We start from the raw sequence: 25089 nt of genomic DNA, 5'->3' as shown, positions 1-25089 counted from the left end.
TCTGCATGACCCGCGTCCTGCGGGCCTCAAGCATAAGGCGAGCAGGACGGAAGGCTGTTCTTTAACCATCTGGCCTGATTGGCTTATGACTCGAGGGGCTAACCCCCTAACCAGGACCTCCCAAACTGCAGATATTTGCGAGTTTTCAACTATATTTGCGTGTTTTTCAATATATTTGCGACCTTTCTGATATATTTGCGGGTTTATCATTTTATTTGCGAGTTCCCCCATATATTTGCGTCTGCCCTACTTCAGCCTTCCCCTCACCCGATTAAACACCGCACAGATTCCCCGCCCGCATAAAAAAGGAAATTTCAGAAAAATGTCAGTGCTTGTCAAATGGCGCCTGGGTTTGTGCTATAATGTATGTGGTTTTGGGGGTTTATAAAATGAAGGGGGAAAAACATAATTTGAACAATAAATTCAGGTCCTGGCTAAGCCTTTTTACAAATAAAAAGACAGTAAAAGGCGCTTCTATTACCTATCAAGTCGTGTGGAATTTAACTCTTCTGTTCATTATACTCGTTGTTCTCGGAGGAGCTTTTGCAGGAGGAGTGGGTGCCGGGTATTTTGCCTCCCTGGTGAAGGATGAGCCGATCCGTTCCTATGAGAGCATGAAGAAAGATATATACAATTATGAAGAAACATCAGAGCTTTATTTTGCCGATAATGTCTACCTCGGAAAGCTCCGCACAGACCTTGAGCGGGAGGAAGTAAAGCTTGAGGATGTATCAGAATATCTGAAGGATGCAGTCATTGCGACAGAGGATGAATATTTTTATGAGCATGATGGTGTTGTGCCAAAAGCAATTCTGCGCGCACTCTACCAGGAAGTATCAAACAGTGCTGTACAAAGCGGCGGAAGCACCCTGACACAGCAGCTGATCAAGAATCAGATTCTGACAAATGAAGTTTCATTCGAGAGGAAGGCAAAAGAAATCCTGCTCGCGCTCCGGCTCGAAAAATTCTTTGATAAAAAAGAAATTCTTGAAGCCTACCTGAATGTGTCAACATTCGGGCGCAATTCATCCGGCCGGAATATCGGCGGCGTACAGGCAGCAGCGAAGGGGATCTTCGGGGTTCCTGCCAAAGACCTGAATATTGCCCAGTCCGCCTTTATCGCCGGTCTTCCGCAGAGTCCTTTCGGATATACACCTTTTACAAACAACGGGACCGTCAAAGAGGATCTGGAACCTGGATTGTCAAGAATGAAGACCGTGCTGCAACGGATGTATGATGACGGGAAATTATCTGATAAAGAATATCAGGAAGCCCTTGCTTATGATATTACAAAAGATTTCGTTCCTGCAGGCTCCAGTGCGGTTGAAAAATACCCTTGGGTCACATTTGAAATTGAGGAGCGTGCAGCCGAAGTCATGTCCAAGGTGCTGGCTGAAAAAGACGGCGCAATGGAACAGTACAACAGTGACGAAGAAACCAAGCAGCGATACCTGGCTTTGGCTGACAAGAATCTGCGGCAAAACGGCTACAAGATACATTCGACCATCAATAAGGAAATTTATGATGGAATGCAGAAGGTAAAAAATCAGTACCAGCATTACGGTCCTGATAAAGCCGAGGTGGTAACTGATCCTGATACCGGTGAAGAGGTAAGCATCATGGAACCTGTCGAGGTAGGAGCCGTGCTTATCGAGAATTCGACCGGAAAAATCATCAGCTTTGTCGGGGGCCGTGATTATAAGAGGAAGCAGGTGAATCACGCCACGTATACGGTCAGGCAGAACGGCTCTACCATGAAGCCGCTTCTGGTTTATGCACCTGCCTTTGAGCTTGGAAAAGCATCTCCGGGCACCATACTTCCAGATGTGCCGCTTATGCTTGCACCTGGCTTGAATAGGCCATGGCCAAATAACTATGATTTGCGCTATACCGGACTTGTAACGGCAAGATATGCTCTTGCGAAATCTTATAACGTACCTGCCGTCAAGCTATACAAGGATATTGTCGGCCAAAGGCCGGCAGAATACCTGAAAAAAATGGGCTTTACCTCGCTGATTGAACCGGATTATACGAACCTGTCCACTGCTATCGGATCTCTTGAAAACGGTGTGACCGTTGAAGAGAACACCAATGCTTTCGGGACTTTTGCCAACAGCGGCAAATTCGTCGATGCCTATATAATTGATAAAATCACTGACAGAGATGGGAATATCGTTTACCAGCATAAACCTGAGCCTGTTGAGGTCTTCAGCCCGCAGACGGCATATCTTACTTATGATATGATGCGGGATGTTATCAACAGCGGTACAGCCACTTCTTTGAAAAACAGGCTGAAATTCAGTTCTGACTGGGCCGGGAAAACCGGTACAGGCAATATGTTCCATGATGCATGGTTTGTAGCGACGAACCCGAATGTCTCTTTCGGCATCTGGACAGGATATGACACGCCCAAGTCACTAAAAACAGGCGGCATGAGCTACAGCATGCGGAATATTTATCTTTGGGCAGATCTGATGAATGCAGCCTACGATGTTGCCCCGGATCTCGTTGATCCTAGCGAAAGCCTCAAGATGCCAGGCGGGATTGTCAGAAGATCCTTCTGCGGTGTATCCGGCCTGCTCCCATCAGAAGCCTGCTCACAGGCCGGCCTGGTGGAGACAGACCTGTTCAACAGTAAATATGTGCCGACCAAAACGGATGACAGCCTTGTGAACGGAAAATTCGTCCGCATTGGCGACAGAAAATATCTGGCGCTTGATTCAACGCCAGCCGAATTTGCTGAATCAGGGCTTATCCTTAACCCTGATTATATTGAAAAGCTATTTGGCGTGAATGTGGATCCTAACCAGCTGATTCCGCAAAAGGACAGATGGTCAAAGGTTCTCGTTCCCCAGGATAAAATCGAGGATAACGGCAAAACGCCTTCCGCTCCGTCCATCAAAGGATCAGGAAGCTCCATTGTATGGGGGCAGCATCCTGAATCAGATGTGATCGGCTACAGGATCTACAGCGGCGGAGCCAGAGTCGGCAGCGTGAAAGCCGGATCGGGCCTTTCATTCAGCGGCGGCAATGGTTCCTATTATGTGACGGCAGTCGATATTGCCGGCAGGGAATCAGGAGCTTCAAACACGGTTCAGATCGGGCAGGCCGCTCCGCCGGTGACGGATAAGCCGAAGGAAACAAAGCCGTCCGATCCTCCTGGAGATAAACCAGAGGAAAAGCCTGAAGATAAACCGGATCAAGAAGAGCCCGCTGAAGGGGAAACTAATCCAGATGATGGAAATCAGGATGACAGCGGCAGCCAGTAATATATAGAAGGGAGAAGCCAATATGGCTTCTCCCTTTTTGTTAATCTTCCATTGTTGATAGATCGCCTGTTGGCAAATCCAGTTCCCAGGCTTTAAGGACCCGTCGCATGATTTTTCCGCTCCGTGTTTTTGGAAGCTTGTCGCGGAATTCGATTTCGCGCGGCGCTGCATGAGCGGCCAGGCCTTTTTTGACAAACTGGCGGATATCTTCAATCAATTCGTCAGACGCTTCATAGCCATCTCTCAGTGCAATGAACGCCTTGATGATTTCCCCGCGGACAGGGTCCGGTTTGCCAATGACCCCAGCTTCAGCGACAGCCGGATGTTCAACAAGCTTGCTCTCTACTTCGAATGGCCCTACCCGTTCTCCTGAGGTCATGATGACATCATCGATGCGCCCCTGGAACCAGAAATAGCCGTCTTCATCCATATAAGCTGAGTCGCCGGAAACATACCAGTCTCCAGGCATGAAATAGGATTGATATTTCGGTTCGTTATTCCAGATGGTCTGCATCATGGACGGCCAGCCTTTTTTGATGGCCAGATTCCCCATCCTGTGAGGAGGAAGGATATTTCCCTGATCATCCACAATGGCTGCTTCAACGCCTGGAATCGGCTTGCCCATTGACCCCGGCTTGATCTCCATGCAAGGATAATTGCAGATCAGCTGTGCACCGGTTTCAGTCATCCACCATGTATCATGGATCCTCAAATGGAAGACCTTCATTCCCCATCTGACCACTTCAGGATTCAGAGGCTCCCCGACACTTAAAATATGGCGCAGGCTGCCCAGGTCAAAGTTCTTCACCACTTCGTCTCCTGCACCCATCAGCATGCGGAAGGCTGTTGGCGCACTGTACCAGACCGTAACTCCATATTCCTCGATCATTTTATACCATGTTTCCGGATTGAAGCGCCCGCCGACAATGAGATTGGACGCCCCGGAAAGCCATGGAGCAAAGATTCCATAAGAGGTTCCGGTCACCCACCCGGGATCGGCCGTACACCAGTAGACATCCTCTTCCTGCAGATCCAGCACCCATTTGGCTGTCTGGTAATGCTGGATCATAGCGTTATGTACATGCAGGACTCCTTTTGGCTTCCCTGTGGAGCCGGAGGTATAATGAAGGATCAGCCCATCTGTGCGTTCCACCCACTCTATCCCCAGCTTTGTGCCGGCCTCGGCGAATCTTTTATTAAAGTCGATGAACGGGCCATCTTCTTCTATTCCATCCCCAACCAGGAATACAGTCTTCAAATCTGGAAGCTCATCCACCGGCACCCGGCTAAGCAGCTCTGGCGTTGTGACCAGAACTTTCGCCCCCGAGTCTTCAAGGCGGTCGCGGACAGCCCCCTCCATGAACGCTTCAAATAAAGGCCCTACAATCGCCCCCAGTTTAATAGCTCCAAGGACAGAGAAATACAATTCAGGCGAACGCGGCATGAAAATAAAGACTCGGTCCCCTTTTTCCACATCACCATAATTTTTTAAAACATTGCCGGCCTTGTTGGAAAGATCCTTCATTTCCTTGAAGGTATACTTCTCTTTTCTTTGGCCGTCCCGGTAATATAATGCCACTTTGTTTTTCCGGAAAGATTCAGCATGTCGGTCTATGGCTTCATAAGCCATATTGACTTTACCGGTCTCGCTCCACGAAAACTCTTTTTCTGCTTCCTTCCAGTCAAATTGACTGTACAGCTCGTCATAGTTTGCCAGGTTGAAATTGCCCTGGACTGCTGGCAGCGCTTCCACTTTCATTTGCATGCTCCCCCTTTTACAATGTTTGTCATTATTATAGTACAAAACATTTCTTTTCTCAATTTTTAAAATATTGCAAGCGATTTCTGCAGCCGATTTAATACTTTTGTCATATAGGAAATATACGAAACTTCAAGATTAAATATTTGCAATTTATTGATAAAATAGTTTGGAAGCGCTTTTACTGCTGTTTTTTATGTATAATAGGAGTACAACTGAAATGCAATGATTTTTTGGTGGTGAATCGATGGAACATACAATGACTTATAATGCGAAAGAATTGAAGACAGTTAAAGGGAGCCTGATCATCGAGGGTCCCGTCCCGTCAGAAAAATTGGCACAGTATGAGTTTCACGAGGACCTGGTCGCATTCCGCCCTCCGCAGCAGCAGCATAAGGCCCTGATTGAAATCGCGTCCCTTCCGGAAGGCAGGATCATCATCGCCCGGGACGGGATGACGATTGTCGGCTATGTGACCTATCTGTACCCCGATCCCCTCGAAAGATGGTCGGAAGGCAATATGAAAAACCTGATAGAGCTGGGAGCCATTGAGGTGATCCCGAAGTTCAGGGGTGCAGGCACAGGAAAAAGCCTTTTGCAGGTGTCCATGATGGATGATTATATGGAAAATTATATTATCATAACGACAGAATATTACTGGCATTGGGACCTTAAAGGGACAGGATTGAATGTGTGGGAATATCGCAAGGTAATGGAAAAAATGATGAATGCAGGCGGGCTCGAATGGTATGCCACGGATGATCCTGAAATCAGTTCCCATCCGGCCAACTGCCTGATGGCAAGGATCGGCAAAAGGGTGGACCCTGAATCCATCCAGAGATTTGACCAGCTCCGCTTTATGAACCGATTTATGTACTAGCCTTTTCTATTTCTCTAGTTAAGGGGGAAAATCTCCATGATTGTAGAAGACATAATGAAAGTCGATGTTGCCGCACTCTCTCCTGACCATTCTATTGCAGAAGCCCTCAGGCTTATGAATGACAGGAAAATCCGCCATCTTCCGATCATAGATTCGGAGCGCCGGTTAGTCGGCATCATTTCTGACAGGGATATCCGCGATGCGGCTCCTTCCATTTTCCAGCTGGATGCCGACAGGAGCGAGCTGGGCAAGCCGCTGAAGGCAATCATGAAAACAGATATCATCACCGGCCATCCGCTTGATTTTGCGGAGGAAATTGCAGCAGTGCTATATGAACATAATATTGGGTGCGTCCCAATCGTGAAGGAAGGGACACTGGTCGGAATTGTAACGGAAACGGATTTGCTTTATACCCTGGTGGAGCTGACAGGCGCCAACCAGCCTGGTTCCCAAATAGAAGTGAGGGTTCCGAACAGGGCCGGCGTTCTGTCGGACCTGACAGAGGTTTTCAAAGATCGCAATGTCAATATCCAAAGTGTCCTCGTCTACTCTGACAAGCAGGATGAACAATATAAAATCATTGTGCTCCGGGTGAGGACCATGAATCCGCAAACCTTGATATCAGACCTGAAAAAGGCCGGGCATCATGTGCTGTGGCCGAATGGCCAGAGGATGCTGCCATGACCCGCGACAGCATTTTTATATTTTCAGAGGAGCTGCTGAACTATAAGTTCAATCCCCAGCATCCTTTTAACCAGCTGAGATTAAAACTTACACTTGATCTTCTTCAGCAGGCCGGAGCAATTGATGCCGGCAGCATCATTCCGCCCAGACCTGCCTCCGATGAGGAAATATGCCTTATCCATGATCCCAATTATGTACAGGCAGTGAAGCTGGCAGGCCAGGGCAAGCTTCCGGCAGAAATGGCCGAAAGCTATGGAATCGGTACAGAGGATACTCCGATATTTGCTGATATGCATGAAGCAAGCTCCCTGCTTGTCGGGGGAAGCCTGACTGCGGCAGATTATGTAATGGAGGGCAAAGCGCAGCATGCCCTCCATCTCGGCGGAGGCCTTCACCACGGTTTCCGCGGCAAAGCTTCGGGATTCTGCATTTATAATGACAGCTCTGTTGCCATCAAATATCTACAGGAAAAATATAAAGCCCGCGTCCTGTATATCGACACTGATGCACACCACGGCGACGGTGTTCAATGGGCGTTCTATGATGATCCTGATGTGTGCACCCTGTCTATCCATGAAACAGGCCGCTATCTTTTTCCAGGGACCGGCAATGTCAATGAAAGAGGGCAGGGGAAAGGCTATGGCTATTCTTTTAATATCCCGGTGGACGCTTTTACGGAAGATGAATCATGGCTTCAGGCTTACCGTGATTCAGTAAGAGAGATTGCCGACTTTTTCCGCCCTGACGTCATTGTGACACAGAATGGCGCCGACTCTCATTATTTGGATCCGCTTACACATTTATCTGCGACCATGAAAATCTATCGTGAAATTCCTAAGCTTGCCCATGAAATAGCCCACCAATATTGTGATGGAAGATGGATTGCCGTCGGCGGAGGCGGCTATGATATCTGGCGGGTTGTGCCAAGGGCCTGGGCCCTGATCTGGATGGAGATGACGGGAAACTCCAATTGCTATGGGAGATTGCCGGAGGGATGGATCAAGAATTGGAAAGACCAGGCTCCGGTAGAGCTGCCGGAAGAGTGGGATGATCCTGACAATCTGTATCCGCCCATCCCGCGGAAACCTGAAATAACCGAAAAAAATGCCAATACAGCAGCCAAGGCTCTGTATCCTATCCGGAATAAGACACATTCTGAATCCCTCTAGTCTTTCCGGCAAAAATCCTGCCAGCCATGCCCTTTGTCCAAGCTCTTCCTTTCAATTTGCATATAATATGCTGCAATGCTTTCTATGAAAGGAGAAATGCAAATTGGGGAAAATGAGGACTCTCTCCACAGGTGTCCTGCGCAAAGAGCCAGGGACAGTGGCTGCTGTTATCAATCTGGCCAATACAGGGCAAAGCGGGCAGGAAGTGACTGTGGAAGTATGGAACTGGTCGTCCTATTCAAAACCGGTAAAGCTTCCCGTCCTGATCGGAAAGAATAATGCGGTGATGTTCCCGCATAGGCTGGAATCTGAGAAGCTGGCGGTCATGTATACAAATCTTGCTGGTGTACTTTTCTATGAAATCCGGATTATCGGCGGCGATGAAGTTATAGCGAATTGCTTTGGCAGGAGTGCCAGCCTTGCTGCCCAGGAAGGAAATACAGTTCTTCACCAGCAGCTTACGCCAATAGGCGGGAATGATGATGGCAAATTTGAGTTCAACTTAGAATCCTTGCCCTGGCCATGGCTGCTCTCGGAGTTTGGGAAGAACTTTCTGGATAAGAAATAACAAATAGAAGATGAAAAAAGGCTGTATCTCAAGAAAGAGATACAGCCTTTTTCCTATTCCTATGAATCTGTGTTTTCCTCATAGCGGGGATCTGAAATGATAACTTCAACCCGCCGGTTCTTTTCAAGATTTTCCGCCGAATCATTCGGGACGAGCGGCCGTGTGTCTCCGTAGCCAACAGCAATAAAGCGTTTGCTGTCAAGTCCTGTGCCTGCCAGATACCTGATGACACTGCTTGCCCGCGCGGCAGAGAGCTCCCAATTTGACGGATATCGGTAGGTGGCAATCGGCCTGTTGTCCGTGTGTCCCTCTACCTTGACGAGGTTTGGCATACCGGCAAGCAGTGACCCCACCTTATCCAGAAATCCGCTGTTCCTGTCGACGATTTCGGCTTCACCTGATTCAAAAAGCACCTGCTCTTGAAGGACCAGCACCACACCGCGCTCTGTCCGGTTGGCCACAATAACATCCTCAAGGCCGTTCTTTTCAAGATAGCCTTCCACTTCCTGCAGAAGGTTCTCCAGCCTCTCCTCTTCCTGCCTGTCCGAGTCCGGCCCCTGATTCACAACGTTCTCGTCATTTTCCGAAGGATTTTCAAATGGAATGATCGAAGGATAAAAATCCATGAACTGCTTGTCCTGGAAAGATTCAGAAACGGCCTTGAATTTGACAATATCAATCTGCGACATAGAAAATAACAAAATGAAGAATACGAGGATAAGAGTGACAAGATCAGAAAATGTCACCATCCACTTTGGCGCACCCTTCGGCTCTGTTCTCGGCCGTCTGTTAATCGCCATATTCTAAGGCCTCCGCTGATGCTTGAGCCTCATACTTCTCTTTTCTTTCCTGGGCAGAAAGGAAAGCGCCAAGCTTTTCTTCCAGCAGCCTCGGATTCTGCCCTGCCTGTACACCGAGAACGCCTTCAATGACAATTTGCTTCAGAAATACTTCTTTCTCAGTTTTCAGCAGAAGCTTGGCTGCCATCGGCAAAAAAACAAGATTGGCCAAAAGCGAACCATATAAGGTCGTGAGGAGGGCAATTGCCATGTTCGGCCCCAGACTTGCAGGATCATTCAGATTCTTCAGCATCAGTACAAGCCCGATGAGAGTCCCGATCATCCCCCAGGCAGGAGCATATTCTCCCGCTTTTTCAAGGATGCTCCTGCCCTTCCGGTGCCTTTCCTCCATGGCCGCAATCTCGGCATTCATAATATCATTGATAACATCCGGCTCCAGCCCGTCGACCGCCAGCAGGACACCCTTCCTGATATAAGGATCTTCCATCTGCTCTATCTCGGTTTCAAGGGACAGCAGTCCTTCCCGGCGGGCCTTGTCCGATAGCTTGACAAATACATCGATGATCTCAGCAAGATTTTTTTCATCACTTGAAAAAGATTGGCGGACCACTGTAAAGGAATGCTTGATGTCCCTCAATGGAAAGCTGACCAGCAGGCCGGAAATCAGTCCGCCAAGGACAATCAGCATAGAAGCGGGATCCACAAAAGACAGGAAGCCGCTGAATCCCCCGTTTGTCATAATTCCAAAAACCAGCATTGCAAAACCGATAAACAAGCCAATCGGTGTAAGAGTATCGAGCTTTCTCATAATTCCTCTCCCTGGTTAGCTTATAATCCAATAACACCTGAGAGCAGAATCCCCTGATCCAAGGATTCTGCCCGCTCTCTTTTTATATCGGCATTATTATTATTTTGTTGAGTCTCGATATTCAATCCGGTGAGGCAGGACAACAATGTTTTCCGTTACTTTCTCTTTGTTCATATATTTGGTCAGGAGGCGCATGGCAACCGCCCCGATATCATAAAGCGGCTGGACCACGCTCGTCAGCTGCGGCCTTACCATCAAAGCAAGGCGTGTGTTGTCTGAGCTGATGACTTCAACGTCATTAGGTACAGAAAAGCCTTTGTCCTCTGCACCATGGACAACACCCAGGGCCATTTCATCTGACCCGGCAAAGATGGCTGTCGGCTTTACAGATGCTTCCATCAGCTTTTCAAACGCTTCGATTCCGGAATCATACGTATAATCTCCTTCTGCAACCAGCTCTTCCCTATATTCAATGCCTGCTTCACTGAGTGCCCTTTTGTAGCCGGCAAGCTTTTTCGCTTCATTGATCGGTTCATGCAGCGGTCCGATGGCAATTCCGATCTCTTTATGGCCTTTTTCAATGAAAGTCTGTACCGCATCATAAGCGGCCTGCTCGTAATTGATATTAACAGAAGGAATTTTCTCTGATTCCTCAATGGAACCGGCCAGAACGATCGGTACTGGGGATTTTTCGAATTCCTCCACATGTTCCGCTGTAATATTTCCGCCCATGAACACGATCCCGTCCACTTGCTTGCCTAGCATAGTATTCAGCAGGTGAAGCTCTTTATCTTTATTCTGGTCAGAATTGCTCAGGATAATATTGTACTTATACATCGTCGCAATATCCTCGATGCCCCTTGCCAGCTCTGCAAAGAAGGTGCTCGAAATATCCGGGATGATGACGCCTACAGTGGTCGTTTTCTTGCTGGCAAGTCCCCTGGCAACGGCATTTGGACGGTATCCAAGCCTCTCGATGACCTCAAGCACCTTTTTCCTTGTCGCAGGTTTTACATTCGGGTTTCCGTTTACTACACGGGAAACCGTTGCCATTGAAACATTTGCTTCACGGGCAACATCATAGATTGTTACATTCATTTAAAACACTCCTTTTTCACTTGAACATTCCTCTTTTACCACACTGTCTCAGCCAGTATCCTTTGCCAATCAGCTTTATTAATAAAAAGAAAAATATAATTTAAATTGGCCATGCATTTTTAGTTCATTACTTATGTTGTCCTGATATCCCAAACAGTAACGCAATTTTCCTGCTTGTGAATAACTAAACTTGTCTAATTATGTCTTTAATCATACGACAGACAGGCGTTTGCCGCAATGTAAAGCCCTTTTATTTTACAAAAAAGCGGGGATTTATTCAAAGACATCACTCCGTAAATGCCAAAACCTCTTTATTTTGTGCAAATGGCCATCCCATCAAAGAAAAGGGCTCTCCTGAAAAAAATCAGAAGAGCCCTTTTTATATAGCCGGCAAAGGAATATCCCTGTATGCTCTGCCTTATACTTTTACAAAGGATGAAGCCTTAAGCTGTGCCATGAAATCGTCAAACTGATTCAGGTCCATCTGCTGTGCTGAATCCGAGAGAGCCACCGCAGGATCAGGGTGGACTTCGGCCATGACGCCGTCTGCACCGATTGCCAGTGCTGCTTTGGCAGTTGGAAGAAGCAGATCCCTTCTTCCGGTTGAGTGGGTGACATCGACCATGACAGGAAGATGCGTTTCCTGCTTCAGGATTGGCACCGCAGAAATATCAAGGGTATTTCTAGTTGCACGTTCGTATGTGCGGATGCCCCTCTCGCAGAGTATGATCTGCCCATTGCCCTGAGCCATGATATATTCAGCGGCATTGATGAATTCCTCAATGGTAGCCGCAAGGCCCCTCTTAAGCAATACCGGTTTATTGGATGCACCCGCTGCTTTCAGGAGCTCGAAGTTCTGCATATTCCTTGCACCGATCTGAATGACATCCAAGTATTCTGAAGCTGTTTCAATATCAGCAGGATTGACTATTTCACTGATAACAGCAAGGTCATATTCATCTGCGACTCTCTTCAGGATTTTCAGGCCTTCAAGTCCCAGCCCCTGGAAATCATAAGGAGAGGTTCTAGGCTTGTAGGCACCGCCGCGGAGAAGCTTCATGCCCTTGGCCTTTACTGCTGCCGCAACTGTAGCCACTTGTTCATAGGACTCGACAGCACATGGACCAAAGACAAAATGCGGGTTGCCGTCGCCGATTTTTTCGCCTCTTAAATCGACAATGGTATTATCGGGCTTTTTCTTCCGGGAAACAAGGAGCGCTTTGCGGTGGTCATCTTTCTGCAGTTCAAGCCCTGCCTTAAAGATTTCCTTGAACAGGTGCTCGATCGTTGAGTTTTCAAACGGCCCTTCGTTATGTTCTTTAATGGAATCCAGCATTTTTCTTTCACGGACAGGATCATAGCGGTTAACACCCTGAGTTTCCTTAACCCTTCCAATTTCCTGAACAAGGCTTGCCCTCTCGCTGATCAATGATAACAGCTGAAGATTGATTTCCTCTACTCGTTCGCGCAGCTGATCTAATTCTTTATTGCTCATCATGTCCCGTCCCTTCTCTTTGGCTGAACCGAAGTATTGCGAACTAAATTAGCATCCGCAACGGTTCTTCTTTATCGGCCTGTTAAAATATGATACATTTTTTATAATTAGGGATTATTATATATGAATTAACTGCCAATGTCACGTATTTTTTCTTTATTAATTAAACGCTTTTAAGCATTAAAGAAATTTACCTATGCAGATAGGCTTAATTTTCCTCTATCCTGTAAAAGAAGGTGCATCCCTTGCTTAAAAATAAAATATTCGCCCTTGATATCGGCACCCGTTCAGTGGTGGGAATCATCCTGGAAGAACAGGACGGGCAGTTCAAAGTAATAGATATCCACACGAAAGAACATAAAGAACGCGCCATGCTTGATGGACAGATCCACGACGTTATCTCTGTATCCAAAATCATCGCTGAGATTAAGGAAGACCTTGAAGCAGCCCATGGCCCCTTAAAACAGGTCTGTGTCGCAGCTGCCGGAAGGGCCCTCAAAACGAAAAGGGCCCAGGCATCCGTCAATATCACCGGCAAGCCAATAATCCAGAAGGAAGATATTCTCCATCTTGAGCTGAGCGCGGTCCAGCAGGCACAGGCAGAAGTAGCTGAAGAGCAGAAGTCGGATAAAAGCCATTATTATTATTGTGTCGGCTACTCTGTGCTCTATTACAGGCTGGATGGTGAAGAAATCGGCAATCTCATTGACCAGCAGGGAGAAGAAGCTTCAGTCGATATCATCGCAACCTTTCTTCCAAGGGTGGTCGTTGAATCGCTGATTTCCGCCCTCCACCGTGCCGGCCTTGAAATGCAGGCCCTCACACTCGAGCCGATTGCCGCCATCAATGTCCTCATACCGCCTTCCATGAGGAGGCTGAACGTTGCGCTTGTCGACATTGGGGCAGGTACTTCTGATATTGCCCTTACAGATTCCGGAACCGTCATTGCATATGGTATGGTCCCTGTTGCAGGGGATGAGATCACTGAGTCACTCAGCGATCAGCTTCTTCTCGATTTCCCTTTGGCTGAAGAAGCAAAACGGAGACTGCTTGATCACCATACGATTAAAACGACAGATATTCTCGGCTTTGAAACAGACTGGGACAGTGAAGATATTATTTCACAAATTGAACCGGCAATCGAAAAGCTTGCAGATTCAATTTGTAATGAAATTCTGCAGCTCAATAATCATAAATCCCCCAAGGCCGTCATGCTCGTAGGGGGCGGGAGCCTTACGCCGCGCCTGCCGCAGATGGCGGCAGCCCGCCTGGGACTCCCGGAGAACCGGGTTGCCATCAGGGGAATTGATGCAGTCGCTTCCCTGGCCTTCGCCGACCACATATTAAAAGGCCCTGATCTTGTCACGCCGGTTGGGATAGCGATTGCGGCCTTGCAGTCTCCTGTCCAATACAGGACTGTTTATGTAAATGATCTGCCTGTCCGCCTTTTTGAAGTGAAAAAATTGACTGTGGGGGACTGCCTCCTTGCTGCCGGGATCAAAATGAGCAAGCTGTATGGAAAGCCCGGCATGGCCAAAATTATATCCTTGAATGGCCTAAGCATCACGATACCTGGAGAGCACGGCAATCCGCCTGTTCTGCTGCAAAATGGCTCTGCCTGTTCTTTGGATGACGGAGTCAAAGATGGAGATATGCTGACAGTTGCCAGGGGCGCTGACGGAAGAGCATCTTTTCTTAAAATTAAGGACCTGGTCGATACCATTCCGGATAAAAACGTGATCGTCAATGGGAAAGACTATACTGTTAAAGCAATCATTTCCAAAAACGGTATAGCAGCGTCTTCCGAAGATTCTGTGGAGGACCGCGATAAAATTGAGTGCAGAAATGCTGACAGCATTGAATCGGTCTTAAAGACTCTTAACCTGGGGGACTTATTAAAAAGCATAAAGCCCTTCCATTTGAGGATTAACGGAAAAGAAACATATATTCCTTCTCTGTCTGGAAGGCTGACCCGAAATGGGATTGATGCCAAACCTTCAAGCGGCTGTGAAGATGGGGATGTGATTGAAGCCGCGGGGAAACACCAGGCAACAGTGGCCGAGCTGGCTGAAAAGAAGCAGCTGACACTTACGCGGACATTGCCTGTATTCTTTAACGGCGAGCGCATTACCCTGACAAGGGATGCAGCCGAAGTTTGGCGCGAAGATGTGAAGCTGAAAGCTGAGAGTACAATCAGGAGCGGGGATTCAATCCTGATCAGGAACCTCCCTGAAGAACCGTTTATTTTCCAGGATCTTTTCACCTATGTTGAAGTAAAGCCGCCCGCCCATGCAGCCGGCAGCTTTGAATTAATGAGGAACGGAAGGAAATGCTCCTTCCATGAACCGGTAAATGCGGGGGACACCCTCCATATCCACTGGCCTGAGCACATTAAGGTAAAATAAATTCAAAAGGCCGTCCCTTTACCGGGACGGCCTTTTGGTGTTCAGCTGTTTTCACTTACAGCCTTTGCCAGTGAATCCTCCGTTATTTTCCAATGTGATGCATGCCATACAACATCCTTGTTCGAGAAAAGGATCGCCTGAGGGGATTCATGCTTAATATGATATTCCTCAGCTACATGATTGGAGACAGGGCGGGCATCCTGTACAGTTAAAAAATAGGCAGGAACACTGCTGTTAGCAGAAGTGAAGCTTTCATACTCTTCATAAGCCGCCTGGCTTACAGGGCAGGTGGTGCTGTGCTTCAATAGAAATGCCGGGTTTTTTTCTTCTAAAATGCTATTAAATTCTTCGATTGAATGTATTTGTTTCATCTTATTTCCTCCTGAAATAAAGAATGCGGCAGAGTCATTTTAACACTCCACCGCCTGATTTCCTAATTATCGGTATTTCATTTCTGTTTCATCAAAAGCGTTCTTTGTTTCCTCCAGCTTCTGCTGTATGCTTTCCCCATCCTCTTCTGAAAGCATTGCAGCCGAGCCGGAAGGCACTGTTTCAGTGAACGCCTCCTCCTCTTCGCTGGAATCATCAGATTGACTGCCGGCCTTTCCTGACATGCCCTTCACCTTTTCAACTAGGCCTGAAGACTGCTTTGATACGCTCTGAGTGAGTGTGCTGGTCTTTTCTTTGGCTGCTGATGCCAATTCAGACCCTTTTGTCATAGCTGTATCTTTAAGATGGCCGGTTTTCTCCTTCAGCACCGCAGCCTGCTCATTCAGGTCTGTCCTCAGCTCTTTCCCTGTCTTAGGGGCAAGGAATAATGCTGCCGCAGCACCCACCATACCGCCGACCAGGGCACCAATCAGAAAATCCTTGGAATTAATATTATCTTCCTGCCTTGTCTCGTTTGCCTGCGTAGTTATTCTTTCATTGTAAGCCATGTGGGATCCTCCTACACTTCCTTTAATATTTTGCTCTTTCTCTTTCCCGGGCTCTCACAGCCGCTCTTTCTACTGCTCTTTCTGCGGGCGGTATATCCTCAATATGATTCTGGAGCGGAGAAGACTGCTGTTTGCGAATCTTCCACTTATCTTTCAGCTCAAGGAATACATTGCTCCATTGAACCACCTGGGAGATTTTATCCTTATTCTGTTCAACCTGCGTATTGACCGATGAAGAAATGGATTGAATCGTCCCATTGAACTTTCTTACAGAATCTCCGACATCCCTCACCGCATTGACAACTCCATTAAGGCTTTCCGACTTCTGCTGAATGTCGCTCGCAAGGGCATTCGTCTTATGAAGCAGAACAGTGGTCTCACGGGTTACACCGTCCAGCTGCTGTTCAAGCCCATCTAAGGTCGTTGACACACTATCCAATGTTGTCGCCAGGGATTTCAATGTCCGTGACAGGAAAATGACGAGCACTAAAAAGGCTACCGCTATTAAAGCCACGCTCAAATATAGAATAATTTCCAAAAGAAGCACCTCCATGATTGTTATATATTTATTCTATTACCCGGGGATAGGCACCCTAAACCAGGGCCGTCCTTGTAAGTAATTCCATCAGCCGGCCTGAATCTCCTGCTTTTTGCGGCATTTAGCTTTATTTTTGCAGGCTGTGTTACACATTGCGGCTGATTTTGGGATCATTCAGCCAGATGTTCATCATGCCGCCGCTAAAAGGCGCTTATAAAACAGATGAGCCAAAAAATCAGCATGGAAACTAACAATGCTGATTGCAGATTGACTATGTACGGAAACATTATATCCATCAGCATGGAGCTTTTGCAAATCCCCACACGCACAAGCTGCCTGCAGAATAATCATTTACAGCAGAAAAAAACTTTTTCGGGTACAATAATAGCTGTACGTAGAAATGAAGGAGGAATCAGGATGAAAGATCCCCGGATTCAAACATTGGCAAAAAATTTGATTAATTATTCAGTTCGCCTTCAAAAAGGCGAGAAAGTCTTGATCGAGAACTTTGGCCTCCAGCGTGAGCTTGTTACTGCACTTGTTGCCGAAGCCTATGCAGCAGGCGGCTGCCCGTTTGTGCTGCTGAAGGACCAGCAGGTCGACAGGGCGCTTTTACTTGGGGCTCAGGATGAGCAGTTCGATATGATGGCTGACTTTGAAGCAAACGTAATGGGCAAGATGGATGCTTATATTGGCCTTAGATCCGGAGATAATATCAATGAACATGCCGATGTGCCGGATGATAAAATGAAAATCCACGGCAGCACGATCGGCAAGAAAGTCCACAGGGAAATCCGTGTGCCAAAAACAAAATGGGTTGTACTGAGATATCCTAACTCTTCAATGGCACAGCTCGCGAAAATGAGCACAGAGGCGTTCGAGGATTTCTATTTTAATGTCTGCAATCTGGATTACGGCAAGATGGACAAAGCGATGGACAGCCTTGTAGAGCTTATGGACAAAACAGACAAAGTAAGGCTGGCAGGCCCCGGGACAGATTTGACCTTCTCCATTAAGGATATTCCGGCAATCAAATGCTCTGGACAGATGAATATCCCTGACGGCGAAGTCTATACGGCTCCTGTAAAGGATTCTGTAAACGGCGTTATTACATATAATACTCCATCTCCTTATCACGGATTTACTTTTGAGAATGTCAAGCTCACCTTTAAGGATGGAAAGATTATTGAGGCCTCAGCAAATGATACAGACAGGATCAACAAGATCTTTGATACAGATGAAGGCGCCCGTTATATCGGGGAATTTGCCATCGGCGTGAACCCTTATATCCTCCACCCGATGCAGGACATTCTGTTCGACGAGAAAATTGATGGCAGTTTCCACTTCACGCCAGGGCAATGCTATGATGAAGCCTACAACGGCAATTCATCCAATATCCACTGGGATATGGTCAATATCCAGCGCCCGGACTATGGCGGAGGAGAAATCTACTTTGACGATGTCCTGATCCGCAAGGACGGAAGATTCGTCATCCCGGAACTTGAAGCACTGAATCCGGAGAACCTTAAATAAAACAGAAAAAAGGATGCAGCATAAGCCTGCATCCTTTTTCTTATGTAGCCATAAGGCCTTTCCGGAGAGCGCCAGGAGACAGCCTGCCCAACGCTTCTGCTCGGAACTTATAAAGTGCCCTCATATGCTTCCTGGAATTTCTGGATGTCTCCCGCTCCCATAAAGAGGATGACACTGTTTTCGTGCTGTTTCAGCGCACTTGTATCCTCTTCTTTCATGATTTCTGAGCTTGGGATCCTGTCCTGAAGGTCTGTGATGGTCAGCTTTCCATGGTTCTCCCTGGCAGAGCCGAAAATATCGCAAAGATAAACTTTATCAGCTTTATTAAGGCTTTCGGCAAAGTCATCCAGGAATGTCTGTGTCCGGGTAAAGGTATGAGGCTGGAATACAGCCACTATTTCTTTTTCCGGATATTTCTGCCTGGCTGCCTCGACCGTCGCACGAATCTCCGTCGGGTGATGCGCATAGTCGTCAATGATAACCTGGCTTGCCACTTTCTTCTCCGAAAACCTTCTTTTTACTCCCTCAAATGTCAGCAGGAGATCTTTGACGATTTCAGAATCAATTTCCTCATAATGGCAAAGAGCGATAACGGCCAATGAATTCAGTACGTTATGGTCGCCGAACTGAGGGATTGAGAAGGTATCATAAAAGGTGTTGCGCACAAAAACATCAAAGGTTGTTCCTTCCGTGCTCTTGATGACATTGCGTGCCTGGAAGTCATTCTCCTCCCCAAATCCGTAAAACAGGACAGGAACCTTTGCCTGGATCTTTTGCAGCTGCTCATCATCGCCGCATGCAAAAATACCCTTATTCACCTGCCATGACATCTCCTGGAATGCAGAGAACACATCATCAATATTGGCGAAATAATCAGGGTGGTCAAAATCTATATTCGTCATGATTGCATAATCAGGGAAATATGAAAGAAAATGCCTTCTATATTCGCAGGCTTCAAAAACGAAATATTCAGCATCGGCATCCCCTCTGCCCGTTCCGTCCCCAATAAGGAAAGATGTCGGTTTTGCACCCTTCATAACATGGGCCAGCAGCCCTGTAGTGGAGGTCTTGCCATGCGCCCCAGTAACAGCTACGCTGGTGAACTTCTTCATAAAGTCCCCAAGGAAGCGGTGGTAGCGGACGATCGGAAGGCCCAGCTTCATGGCTTCCTGAATTTCTTCATGTGTATCCGGGTACGCATTGCCTGCTATAACGGTCATTCCAGGCTGTATGTTTTCCTTTTGGAAAGGAAGGATCTTTATTCCTGACTGTTCAAGCGAAATCTGTGTAAAAAAACGCTTTTCTACATCAGATCCCTGAACATGATAATTCATATCATGAAGGACTTGAGCCAAGGCGCTCATTCCAGACCCTTTTATACCTACAAAATGGTAAATAGTCATATAAAGAACCTCCAACTGTCGTCTATCTGTAACACAGTATATGATATCTGACTATAATTTGCTCATATATTCATTACGGACAAACGTTTCCTGCATAAGCAGATTAAAGTATTATATCATCTTTCAAGCACAAACACTATGTAGCACCCCGCTCAGGCTGGCGACAGGGGCGGCCTGAGCGGGGCTGGGCCGGGATTGCATGGCGAAAATTGGCAAAAACCCGGCATGAATAGACTCACATATCCCCAATGAACAGGAAGGCCACGGCAGTCTTTTTTAGAAAAGGCCTATAGGCCATACCTTCCCGGACAGCCTCATTGTATCTCTCCACAACGGCGTCTGTATTGTCCATTGGAAAAGCAGGGCCAAAGCAGTAGGTCCGGGAAAAAACGGGTATGCACCTGATGAAATAGGAGCGTCCCTCCTCAAGGCTGATGCTTTCCGCAGCTTTCAGCTGAAGCTTTTCCCCGGTCAGAATATCATAGGCAGCAAGCTTTTCTCCTTCTGCCCTTTCAATCTTTACAGGCTGGAGGACAGAGCTGAGGAAAAGCGCTCCCTGAATGAGATCGGCCTCGGCCAATTGGCCGGTATTCCGGCGGAGGAAAAGGTTAAACATCGTAAAGCCCCTGATGCTTATATAATCGAATAAGAACCAGTCCTCAAACACTTCTTCCTGTTCACTGCTGAATGGGATTCCGCCCGGCAGGCCGGCTGCTTCCCGGAAAATATGGCGGGCACGGACCTTTTCTCTTATGTTCGCATTCACCGCAGAATCCTTCTGTGCTTTCCGGTAAAGGGCCAGCGCGTTCTCTTCACCCTTGGCCTGCTTTTGTTTGCGGTAGGCTTCCAAGTCTTTAATTGTATTCTCCATATCCGGGTGCTCCCTCCAATTCCCCAGGGCCGAAAATGAATTAAAGCTCTACTTTTTCCAGCCGCGGATTCGGCCTGTAGCGCCTTCCTGCTTTTGCAGCATGCTTACCATTGATCAGAACATTATCTCCGGTGAAGCCGATATTGATCTTCAGCAGGCTGTTGCCGATGCCGTAAGTATCGACTGGCACACCGTTTTCTTCAAATTCCTGGATTCTCATTTCATTAAAGCCGCCGCTGACAACAATTTTCACATGATTATACCCTTCGTCATCCAGCGCTTTCCTTAAAGCAAAAATCAGCTCCGCATTAACGCCCCGCGGATCAAAGGTCCCGAGAAGATGCTGATTCCTCAGGAAATATTGGTCGATCATTGTCCTGGAGGTATCAACACGGACACCCTTCAGCTCATCGCCGAATTCCCTCGCAACTTTCAGGGAATCTGTTATAGCATCATTATTATAATCAACAAGCGCAATCAGGGCATCCTCAGGGTATGTCTCCTGATATGCCTTGGTTGCTGCCACCAGGTCCCCGTCAAACATCTGGATAAGGGCATGCGGCATTGTTCCCATCCCCTGCTTGCCCCACCATTCGTTCATGGCATGGGTAGCCTGGGCAGTAGCTCCGCCTATATGGGCAGCATAGCCGTCTCCGGCCTGGGTGATATAATGGTCATCCCGGTCACCCATGAAAATGACCTGTTTTTGCCTGCCTGACGTTCCTGCTGCCTTGACCGTGTTATATACATTAGTGGCAACTGACGTTCTCCTCGCAAGGATGCCGTCAATGATCCCCTCTAGATAGCCGAAGCTCTGATAAGGCCCGGTAATCGTCATGACCGTTTCGAATGGGCTGATTTTATCTCCATCTTTCAAAGAAAAGATTTCGAGCTCATCCGGATTTTCGGCGAATGTATGGATCAATGCAATCACTTCATCGGTCCCGCAAAGGACAGCATGATTTTTCTGGAAGAATTGCATGGTCACGATATTGTCTTTGTGATATTTCTTGACAATCTCCCGTGTTTTTAAGAAATAGACAGCTGAAAACCAGCCGTCTTTCACTCTTTCATCAAATTTAAAGGTATTATTTGTAAGCCGCTTGATCTTGCCTTGAATCTTTAGCTCAATTTCTTTCATCCTAAAGCTCCTCATACCAAATCAGTTATAACTACCGTTATTTTTAGTATTCTTTACATGCATGTAAAGAATACCACGTATTATAGCATTGTACTAGTGTCTTGCATGGCCTCGAGGTCTGTTTCCGTGATCAGCACATCACGCGGCTTGCTTCCTTTTGCCTCAGAAATATAGCCGCAGTCCTCCATCATGCCAATCAGCCTTGCAGCACGGTTATAGCCGATCTTAAAGCGCCTCTGGACACTCGAGGTCGATGCGCTGCCCTGATCGACAACATACTCGCATGCCTCATAGAAAAGTTCATCTTCCTCCTCGGTTGCCTGTGCTTTTTTCAGAAGCTCTTCCTGTTCAAATAAATAGTCCGGCTTGCGCTGGCTCCTCGCATGGGCGACGACTTCATCAATTTCTGCATCGGAAACATAAGTTCCCTGAAGCCTGACCGGCTTGGATGAGCCATTTTCCAGGAAGAGCATATCTCCCCTCCCCAGGAGCTTTTCGGCACCGCTGATGTCAATGATGGTTCGTGAATCCACCTGTGAGGATACTGAAAACGCCACCCTTGTCGGAACATTGGCTTTGATCAGGCCAGTGATGACATCGACAGACGGCCTTTGTGTGGCGATGATCAAATGAATGCCGCATGCCCTCGCCTTTTGGGCGATCCGGCAGATTGCTTCCTCAACATCTGCAGGGGACATCATCATCAGGTCAGCAAGCTCATCAATAACGATAACAATGTACGGAAGCTTGTCAGAATAGCGTTTATGCTGTTCCGCCAGCTGATTGAAACGGCTGATATCCCTGACACCCGCGTGGGCAAAAAGCTCATAGCGGCGCTCCATCTCTTCCACCGCCCATTTCAGTGCTGCAGTGGCGGCCTTCACATCTGTAATGACCGGGCTGACGAGATGGGGTATCTGATTGTATGGAGCAAGCTCGACCATTTTCGGATCGATCAGCAGCAGCTTCAGCTCATCCGGCGATGCCTTATAAAGAAGGCTGACAAGGATCGAGTTGATGCAGACGCTTTTTCCGGATCCGGTTGCACCGGCAATCAGTCCATGGGGCATTTTCCGGAGATCTGTGACGATCGGGCTTCCCGAGATGTCCAGCCCAAGGACAGCAGTCAGCGGCGATTCTCCGTCCCTGAAAACAGGCGTATTGATGATCTCGCTGATCAATACCGGCCTGCTCTTCTGGTTCGGTACCTCAATTCCGATCGTATGCTTGCCCGGGATCGGCGCTTCCATACGGATATCCCTGGCGGCCAGGCTGAGCTTGATATCATCAGTCAGGTTCGTGATTTTATTTACTTTAACCCCGGGCTCCGGCTGAACCTCAAATCGGGTAACAGAAGGCCCCTGGGTCACATTAACAACCTTAGCCCTGACATTGAAATTCTTCAGTGTCAGATTAAGGAACTCTTCCTGCTCCAATAGCCACTCCTCATTGTCCTCTGGAATGACCGGAGGGGCAAGCAGGCTTTTTGCCGGAAATTCATAGGCCTTGTATGTCGGCTCTTCTGCAGGCTGGCCTTCCTGATGGAATCTATCCAGTTCCTGATCCGTCCATGCTTGTGTCAGTTCAGCTGGCTCTTCAGCATGCTGCTGTGATTGAGCGGGTTCTGCTGCTGCCGCAGTTTCGTTTGGCTGTGGAGCATATTTATAATCAGAAGCGCGGGCATTGTCCTCGCCGCGAACCTGTAAATTTGTATTTGCAGGTCCTTCATTCCCGATAACTTCAGCTGAGACAGCCGGCGGCACTGCTTCTTCGGTATTTTCCCGGGTAACAGGCATTTGCTTCACAGCTGTATTTTGTTCTTTTTTCTTCTGCTCTGCAATCCTTCTGTCCTGTTTCAGCATAATCACATTGAATGGCAGCGGCGATTTTGGCTTTGACTGCTGTTCTTCTTCCTGGGCCGGTATGTCTCCGCTGGTTTCCCTGGCCCTTCCCTCTGCAGTTTCCGGCTCAGCCTCATCCAGCAGCAGGGCAGGCGCTGCTTCATGCTGGCCCGTTTCCTGTGTACACTGTTCACCTTTCGCAGATTCCATTTGGAGCTCAGCAAATTTCACATCATGGTCTTGGGATAGTTCTCCGTCATCGGCTGAGAGCTCTTTAAGATATTCTGTTTCTTTATCAATTTCAGCCTTATCCGGCAATTCTGCAGGAGCATCCGCAAATTCCGGCACTGCTGCAAAGTCAAGCGGGGCCGGCTCTGATCCGGCTGAGTTATATGAAATACCAGCGTTATCATATTCTTCAGTTTCTGTTCTAATTAGCTCAGAGTCTTTAGGCATGGTCATATCAATGCTGCTTTCCATCAGCGGTTCGGCACTTTCATCCGCCTCGAAATCTAAATTGGATGCGGGGGCAGTTTTATAGCCGTCCAAAGGAGAGCTGCTGTCCATTATCTCGGGGGTACTGCTGTCAATTCCTGTGTTAATGTCAGCCAGCGGCGGGGTTTCGATGCTGCAGTCGGCTTCAATACTGTCGGCCGTATCATCTGCGTATGAATCTCCGCTTTCAAGTATTACTCTCCCCTGACCAACTTCCTTTGTCACGATATGGTCATCTTCCTGCACTCCTGCAGAAGAAGCTTCCTCAGCAGCTGATTTGGAAATGCGGTCCGTATATGTGTCAGGATCAATTTCTGCACCAGGACTCTTTTCAGCCCTGCCTGACACGGCAGAGGCTTCTTCGTATCCTACCCTTAAATCAGGGCTGATGGTTCCTTTCAGGTCAGAGCTCCCTTCCGGCTGTTCTTCAGGCATTGGCTCAAGCGGATCTATCACAGCATTGCTTTCTTCTTCCAGGCCTCCATCAAGGACCGTTTTCTTCAGAAAATCAATATCATCGAAAAGTGGCGCGTTTTTCACCTGGTCAAAGCTATTCATCTCATAGATGACTGATTCTTCCTTTTTCTTCGGCCGTTCGAACCCGTATATCGGGGAAGGAATTTCCGTTGGCCTGAAGGGGCGCCGGTGGCGGTTGTCTATCGGCGCCTCGCTTTTGCTCTTTTTGGGTGGTTCCGCATAAGATTCATGCTGCTCCGGCTGCCGTTTATTTCTTTTTTCTTGACTATCATTCAGCGGGCCGGCCTTTTTTCGATCATGCTTCCAGGTTTCTGCCGCCGGCTGCTCCCTTTGGCTTCTTCGCGGATTATGTCCAGGATTTTCCGGCTTTTCTCTGGGTCTCCTTTCCTTTACTGGTGAGCCTTCATCTGGAATAAGCGGAAACCTGAACTGCCCCTTAGGGTACTGGTAGAGGATTCTGGCCTCCATCTCACGTCCGTCTCTGTCTTTTTTCGGTTTTTCCGGTTTTATGTACGGACGCTCTTCTTCCGTTTCTATATACTCGTCTTCATTATTAAACACTCGGAATAGTTTTTTTATCCAACTCAATATCAATCACTCTTTCTTAAAGGCTGTTTAGGCAAAGCTGTCGGTGTATGCGGATGCTCAAATTTCTGGTACAAAAAGCTGAATAACCCTTAAGATTCTATGAAAAGGGCAGCTTATTCTTCCTACCCTTTTATTTTATCAGCTATTCATAAAAATTCGAGTTAAAAAGAGAGAATGAGCCTTTTTATAGGCTTTTTGGGTAAAATTGCCACAGTTGCCCTCATCATGCTTATACTTTTGGCATAACCAGTTTAACATCGGGTTTACAACTGTTACAGGCAGTGTAACCTGCAGGCTTTTCCCTGTCTATCAGATATAAAAAAGGACCA

Annotated in this window: 18 protein-coding genes and 1 pseudogene; 7 read left to right on the top strand and 12 right to left on the bottom strand. The window is 47.6% G+C overall.

The genetic code is table 11. The annotated features are described in order from the left end of the window. The first annotated feature begins 389 nt into the window (after positions 1 to 389). A complete protein-coding gene (locus tag FZD51_RS19865) occupies positions 390 to 3269 on the top strand; it encodes a transglycosylase domain-containing protein (protein ID WP_148976356.1) in 2880 nt (959 codons plus the stop codon). Between the two features lie 40 nt (positions 3270 to 3309). On the opposite strand, the gene acsA is transcribed toward FZD51_RS19865, so the two are convergent. Further along, on the bottom strand, positions 3310 to 5028 hold the full coding sequence (gene acsA / locus FZD51_RS19860) for an acetate--CoA ligase (protein ID WP_148976355.1): 1719 nt from the start codon (positions 5026 to 5028) through the stop codon (positions 3310 to 3312). A 247-nt stretch (positions 5029 to 5275) separates the two neighbouring features. Here acsA and FZD51_RS19855 point away from each other — a divergent pair, with 247 nt between their 5' ends. The 4 genes and pseudogenes from FZD51_RS19855 to FZD51_RS19840 form a co-directional block, all read left to right on the top strand. Continuing rightward, positions 5276 to 5908 carry a GNAT family N-acetyltransferase gene (locus FZD51_RS19855; RefSeq protein WP_094766884.1) on the top strand — a complete coding sequence of 211 codons (633 nt, stop codon included), beginning with the start codon at positions 5276 to 5278 and terminating at the stop codon, positions 5906 to 5908. Positions 5909 to 5944: 36 nt separating this feature from the next. Then, positions 5945 to 6592 carry an acetoin utilization AcuB family protein gene (locus tag FZD51_RS19850; protein ID WP_148976354.1) on the top strand — a complete coding sequence of 216 codons (648 nt, stop codon included), beginning with the start codon at positions 5945 to 5947 and terminating at the stop codon, positions 6590 to 6592. Continuing rightward, positions 6589 to 7761: an acetoin utilization protein AcuC gene (locus tag FZD51_RS19845; protein ID WP_148976353.1), complete on the top strand. Its 1173-nt coding sequence runs from the start codon at positions 6589 to 6591 to the stop codon at positions 7759 to 7761. The genes FZD51_RS19850 and FZD51_RS19845 overlap by 4 nt, the downstream gene beginning before the upstream one ends. Before the next feature lie 112 nt (positions 7762 to 7873). Beyond that, positions 7874 to 8230: pseudogene (locus tag FZD51_RS19840) on the top strand (hypothetical protein); the annotation flags it as partial. A gap of 158 nt (positions 8231 to 8388) precedes the next feature. Here the strand turns inward: FZD51_RS19840 and motS are convergent. From motS to FZD51_RS19820, 4 genes are all read right to left on the bottom strand, one after another. Then, a complete protein-coding gene (gene motS, locus FZD51_RS19835; RefSeq protein WP_148976352.1) occupies positions 8389 to 9129 on the bottom strand; it encodes a flagellar motor protein MotS in 741 nt (246 codons plus the stop codon). Then, on the bottom strand, positions 9119 to 9937 hold the full coding sequence (gene motP / locus FZD51_RS19830) for a flagellar motor protein MotP (RefSeq protein ID WP_148976351.1): 819 nt from the start codon (positions 9935 to 9937) through the stop codon (positions 9119 to 9121). Before motP ends, motS begins: the two co-directional genes overlap by 11 nt. A gap of 99 nt (positions 9938 to 10036) precedes the next feature. Continuing rightward, a complete protein-coding gene (gene ccpA, locus FZD51_RS19825; RefSeq protein ID WP_148976350.1) occupies positions 10037 to 11035 on the bottom strand; it encodes a catabolite control protein A in 999 nt (332 codons plus the stop codon). A 418-nt stretch (positions 11036 to 11453) separates the two neighbouring features. Continuing rightward, positions 11454 to 12530, bottom strand: a complete 1077-nt coding sequence (locus FZD51_RS19820) for a bifunctional 3-deoxy-7-phosphoheptulonate synthase/chorismate mutase (RefSeq protein ID WP_148976458.1) — start codon at positions 12528 to 12530, stop codon at positions 11454 to 11456. Positions 12531 to 12775: 245 nt separating this feature from the next. Here FZD51_RS19820 and FZD51_RS19815 point away from each other — a divergent pair, with 245 nt between their 5' ends. Beyond that, the gene (locus tag FZD51_RS19815) at positions 12776 to 14935 is read left to right on the top strand and encodes a cell division protein FtsA (protein WP_148976349.1); all 2160 of its coding nucleotides are present in this window, start codon (positions 12776 to 12778) and stop codon (positions 14933 to 14935) included. A 41-nt stretch (positions 14936 to 14976) separates the two neighbouring features. On the opposite strand, the gene ytxJ is transcribed toward FZD51_RS19815, so the two are convergent. The 3 genes from ytxJ to FZD51_RS19800 all read right to left on the bottom strand — a co-directional run bounded on the left by ytxJ (position 14977) and on the right by FZD51_RS19800 (position 16411). Continuing rightward, positions 14977 to 15306: a bacillithiol system redox-active protein YtxJ gene (gene ytxJ / locus FZD51_RS19810; protein WP_148976348.1), complete on the bottom strand. Its 330-nt coding sequence runs from the start codon at positions 15304 to 15306 to the stop codon at positions 14977 to 14979. 66 nt (positions 15307 to 15372) lie between these two features. Further along, positions 15373 to 15873: a YtxH domain-containing protein gene (locus tag FZD51_RS19805; protein WP_148976347.1), complete on the bottom strand. Its 501-nt coding sequence runs from the start codon at positions 15871 to 15873 to the stop codon at positions 15373 to 15375. Between the two features lie 22 nt (positions 15874 to 15895). After that, a complete protein-coding gene (locus FZD51_RS19800) occupies positions 15896 to 16411 on the bottom strand; it encodes a DUF948 domain-containing protein (protein WP_022544286.1) in 516 nt (171 codons plus the stop codon). A gap of 417 nt (positions 16412 to 16828) precedes the next feature. Here FZD51_RS19800 and FZD51_RS19795 point away from each other — a divergent pair, with 417 nt between their 5' ends. After that, a complete protein-coding gene (locus FZD51_RS19795) occupies positions 16829 to 17944 on the top strand; it encodes an aminopeptidase (RefSeq protein WP_148976346.1) in 1116 nt (371 codons plus the stop codon). Positions 17945 to 18051: 107 nt separating this feature from the next. Here FZD51_RS19795 and murC read toward each other — a convergent pair whose 3' ends face one another. From murC to FZD51_RS26715, 4 genes are all read right to left on the bottom strand, one after another. After that, entirely contained in the window at positions 18052 to 19347 is a 1296-nt protein-coding gene (gene murC, locus FZD51_RS19790) for a UDP-N-acetylmuramate--L-alanine ligase (protein WP_009795373.1), read from the bottom strand. Between the two features lie 235 nt (positions 19348 to 19582). Further along, on the bottom strand, positions 19583 to 20218 hold the full coding sequence (locus tag FZD51_RS19785; protein ID WP_148976345.1) for a hypothetical protein: 636 nt from the start codon (positions 20216 to 20218) through the stop codon (positions 19583 to 19585). 40 nt (positions 20219 to 20258) lie between these two features. Further along, positions 20259 to 21359: a nicotinate phosphoribosyltransferase gene (locus tag FZD51_RS19780; protein WP_148976344.1), complete on the bottom strand. Its 1101-nt coding sequence runs from the start codon at positions 21357 to 21359 to the stop codon at positions 20259 to 20261. A gap of 80 nt (positions 21360 to 21439) precedes the next feature. Next, entirely contained in the window at positions 21440 to 24760 is a 3321-nt protein-coding gene (locus tag FZD51_RS26715) for a DNA translocase FtsK (protein ID WP_262381020.1), read from the bottom strand. Positions 24761 to 25089 lie beyond the last annotated feature (329 nt).

The sequence above is a fragment of the Bacillus infantis genome (genome assembly GCF_008180445.1).
Taxonomy (GTDB): domain Bacteria; phylum Bacillota; class Bacilli; order Bacillales; family Cytobacillaceae; genus Bacillus_AB; species Bacillus_AB infantis_B.
Note: the sequence above shows the minus strand (reverse complement) of the source record. Positions and strands in the feature narration are given on the sequence as shown.

Coding starts and splice junctions, on each gene's coding strand:
- FZD51_RS19820 (WP_148976458.1), bottom strand. CDS start 12,530: ATGAGCAATAAAGAATTAGATCAGCTGCGCGAACGAGTAGAGGAAATC.
- FZD51_RS19780 (WP_148976344.1), bottom strand. CDS start 21,359: ATGAAAGAAATTGAGCTAAAGATTCAAGGCAAGATCAAGCGGCTTACA.
- FZD51_RS19865 (WP_148976356.1), top strand. CDS start 390: ATGAAGGGGGAAAAACATAATTTGAACAATAAATTCAGGTCCTGGCTA.
- FZD51_RS19855 (WP_094766884.1), top strand. CDS start 5,276: ATGGAACATACAATGACTTATAATGCGAAAGAATTGAAGACAGTTAAA.
- motP (WP_148976351.1), bottom strand. CDS start 9,937: ATGAGAAAGCTCGATACTCTTACACCGATTGGCTTGTTTATCGGTTTT.
- ytxJ (WP_148976348.1), bottom strand. CDS start 15,306: ATGAAACAAATACATTCAATCGAAGAATTTAATAGCATTTTAGAAGAA.
- motS (WP_148976352.1), bottom strand. CDS start 9,129: ATGGCGATTAACAGACGGCCGAGAACAGAGCCGAAGGGTGCGCCAAAG.
- murC (WP_009795373.1), bottom strand. CDS start 19,347: ATGACTATTTACCATTTTGTAGGTATAAAAGGGTCTGGAATGAGCGCC.
- FZD51_RS19785 (WP_148976345.1), bottom strand. CDS start 20,218: ATGGAGAATACAATTAAAGACTTGGAAGCCTACCGCAAACAAAAGCAG.
- FZD51_RS19850 (WP_148976354.1), top strand. CDS start 5,945: ATGATTGTAGAAGACATAATGAAAGTCGATGTTGCCGCACTCTCTCCT.
- acsA (WP_148976355.1), bottom strand. CDS start 5,028: ATGAAAGTGGAAGCGCTGCCAGCAGTCCAGGGCAATTTCAACCTGGCA.
- FZD51_RS19845 (WP_148976353.1), top strand. CDS start 6,589: ATGACCCGCGACAGCATTTTTATATTTTCAGAGGAGCTGCTGAACTAT.
- FZD51_RS19795 (WP_148976346.1), top strand. CDS start 16,829: ATGAAAGATCCCCGGATTCAAACATTGGCAAAAAATTTGATTAATTAT.
- ccpA (WP_148976350.1), bottom strand. CDS start 11,035: ATGAATGTAACAATCTATGATGTTGCCCGTGAAGCAAATGTTTCAATG.
- FZD51_RS19805 (WP_148976347.1), bottom strand. CDS start 15,873: ATGGCTTACAATGAAAGAATAACTACGCAGGCAAACGAGACAAGGCAG.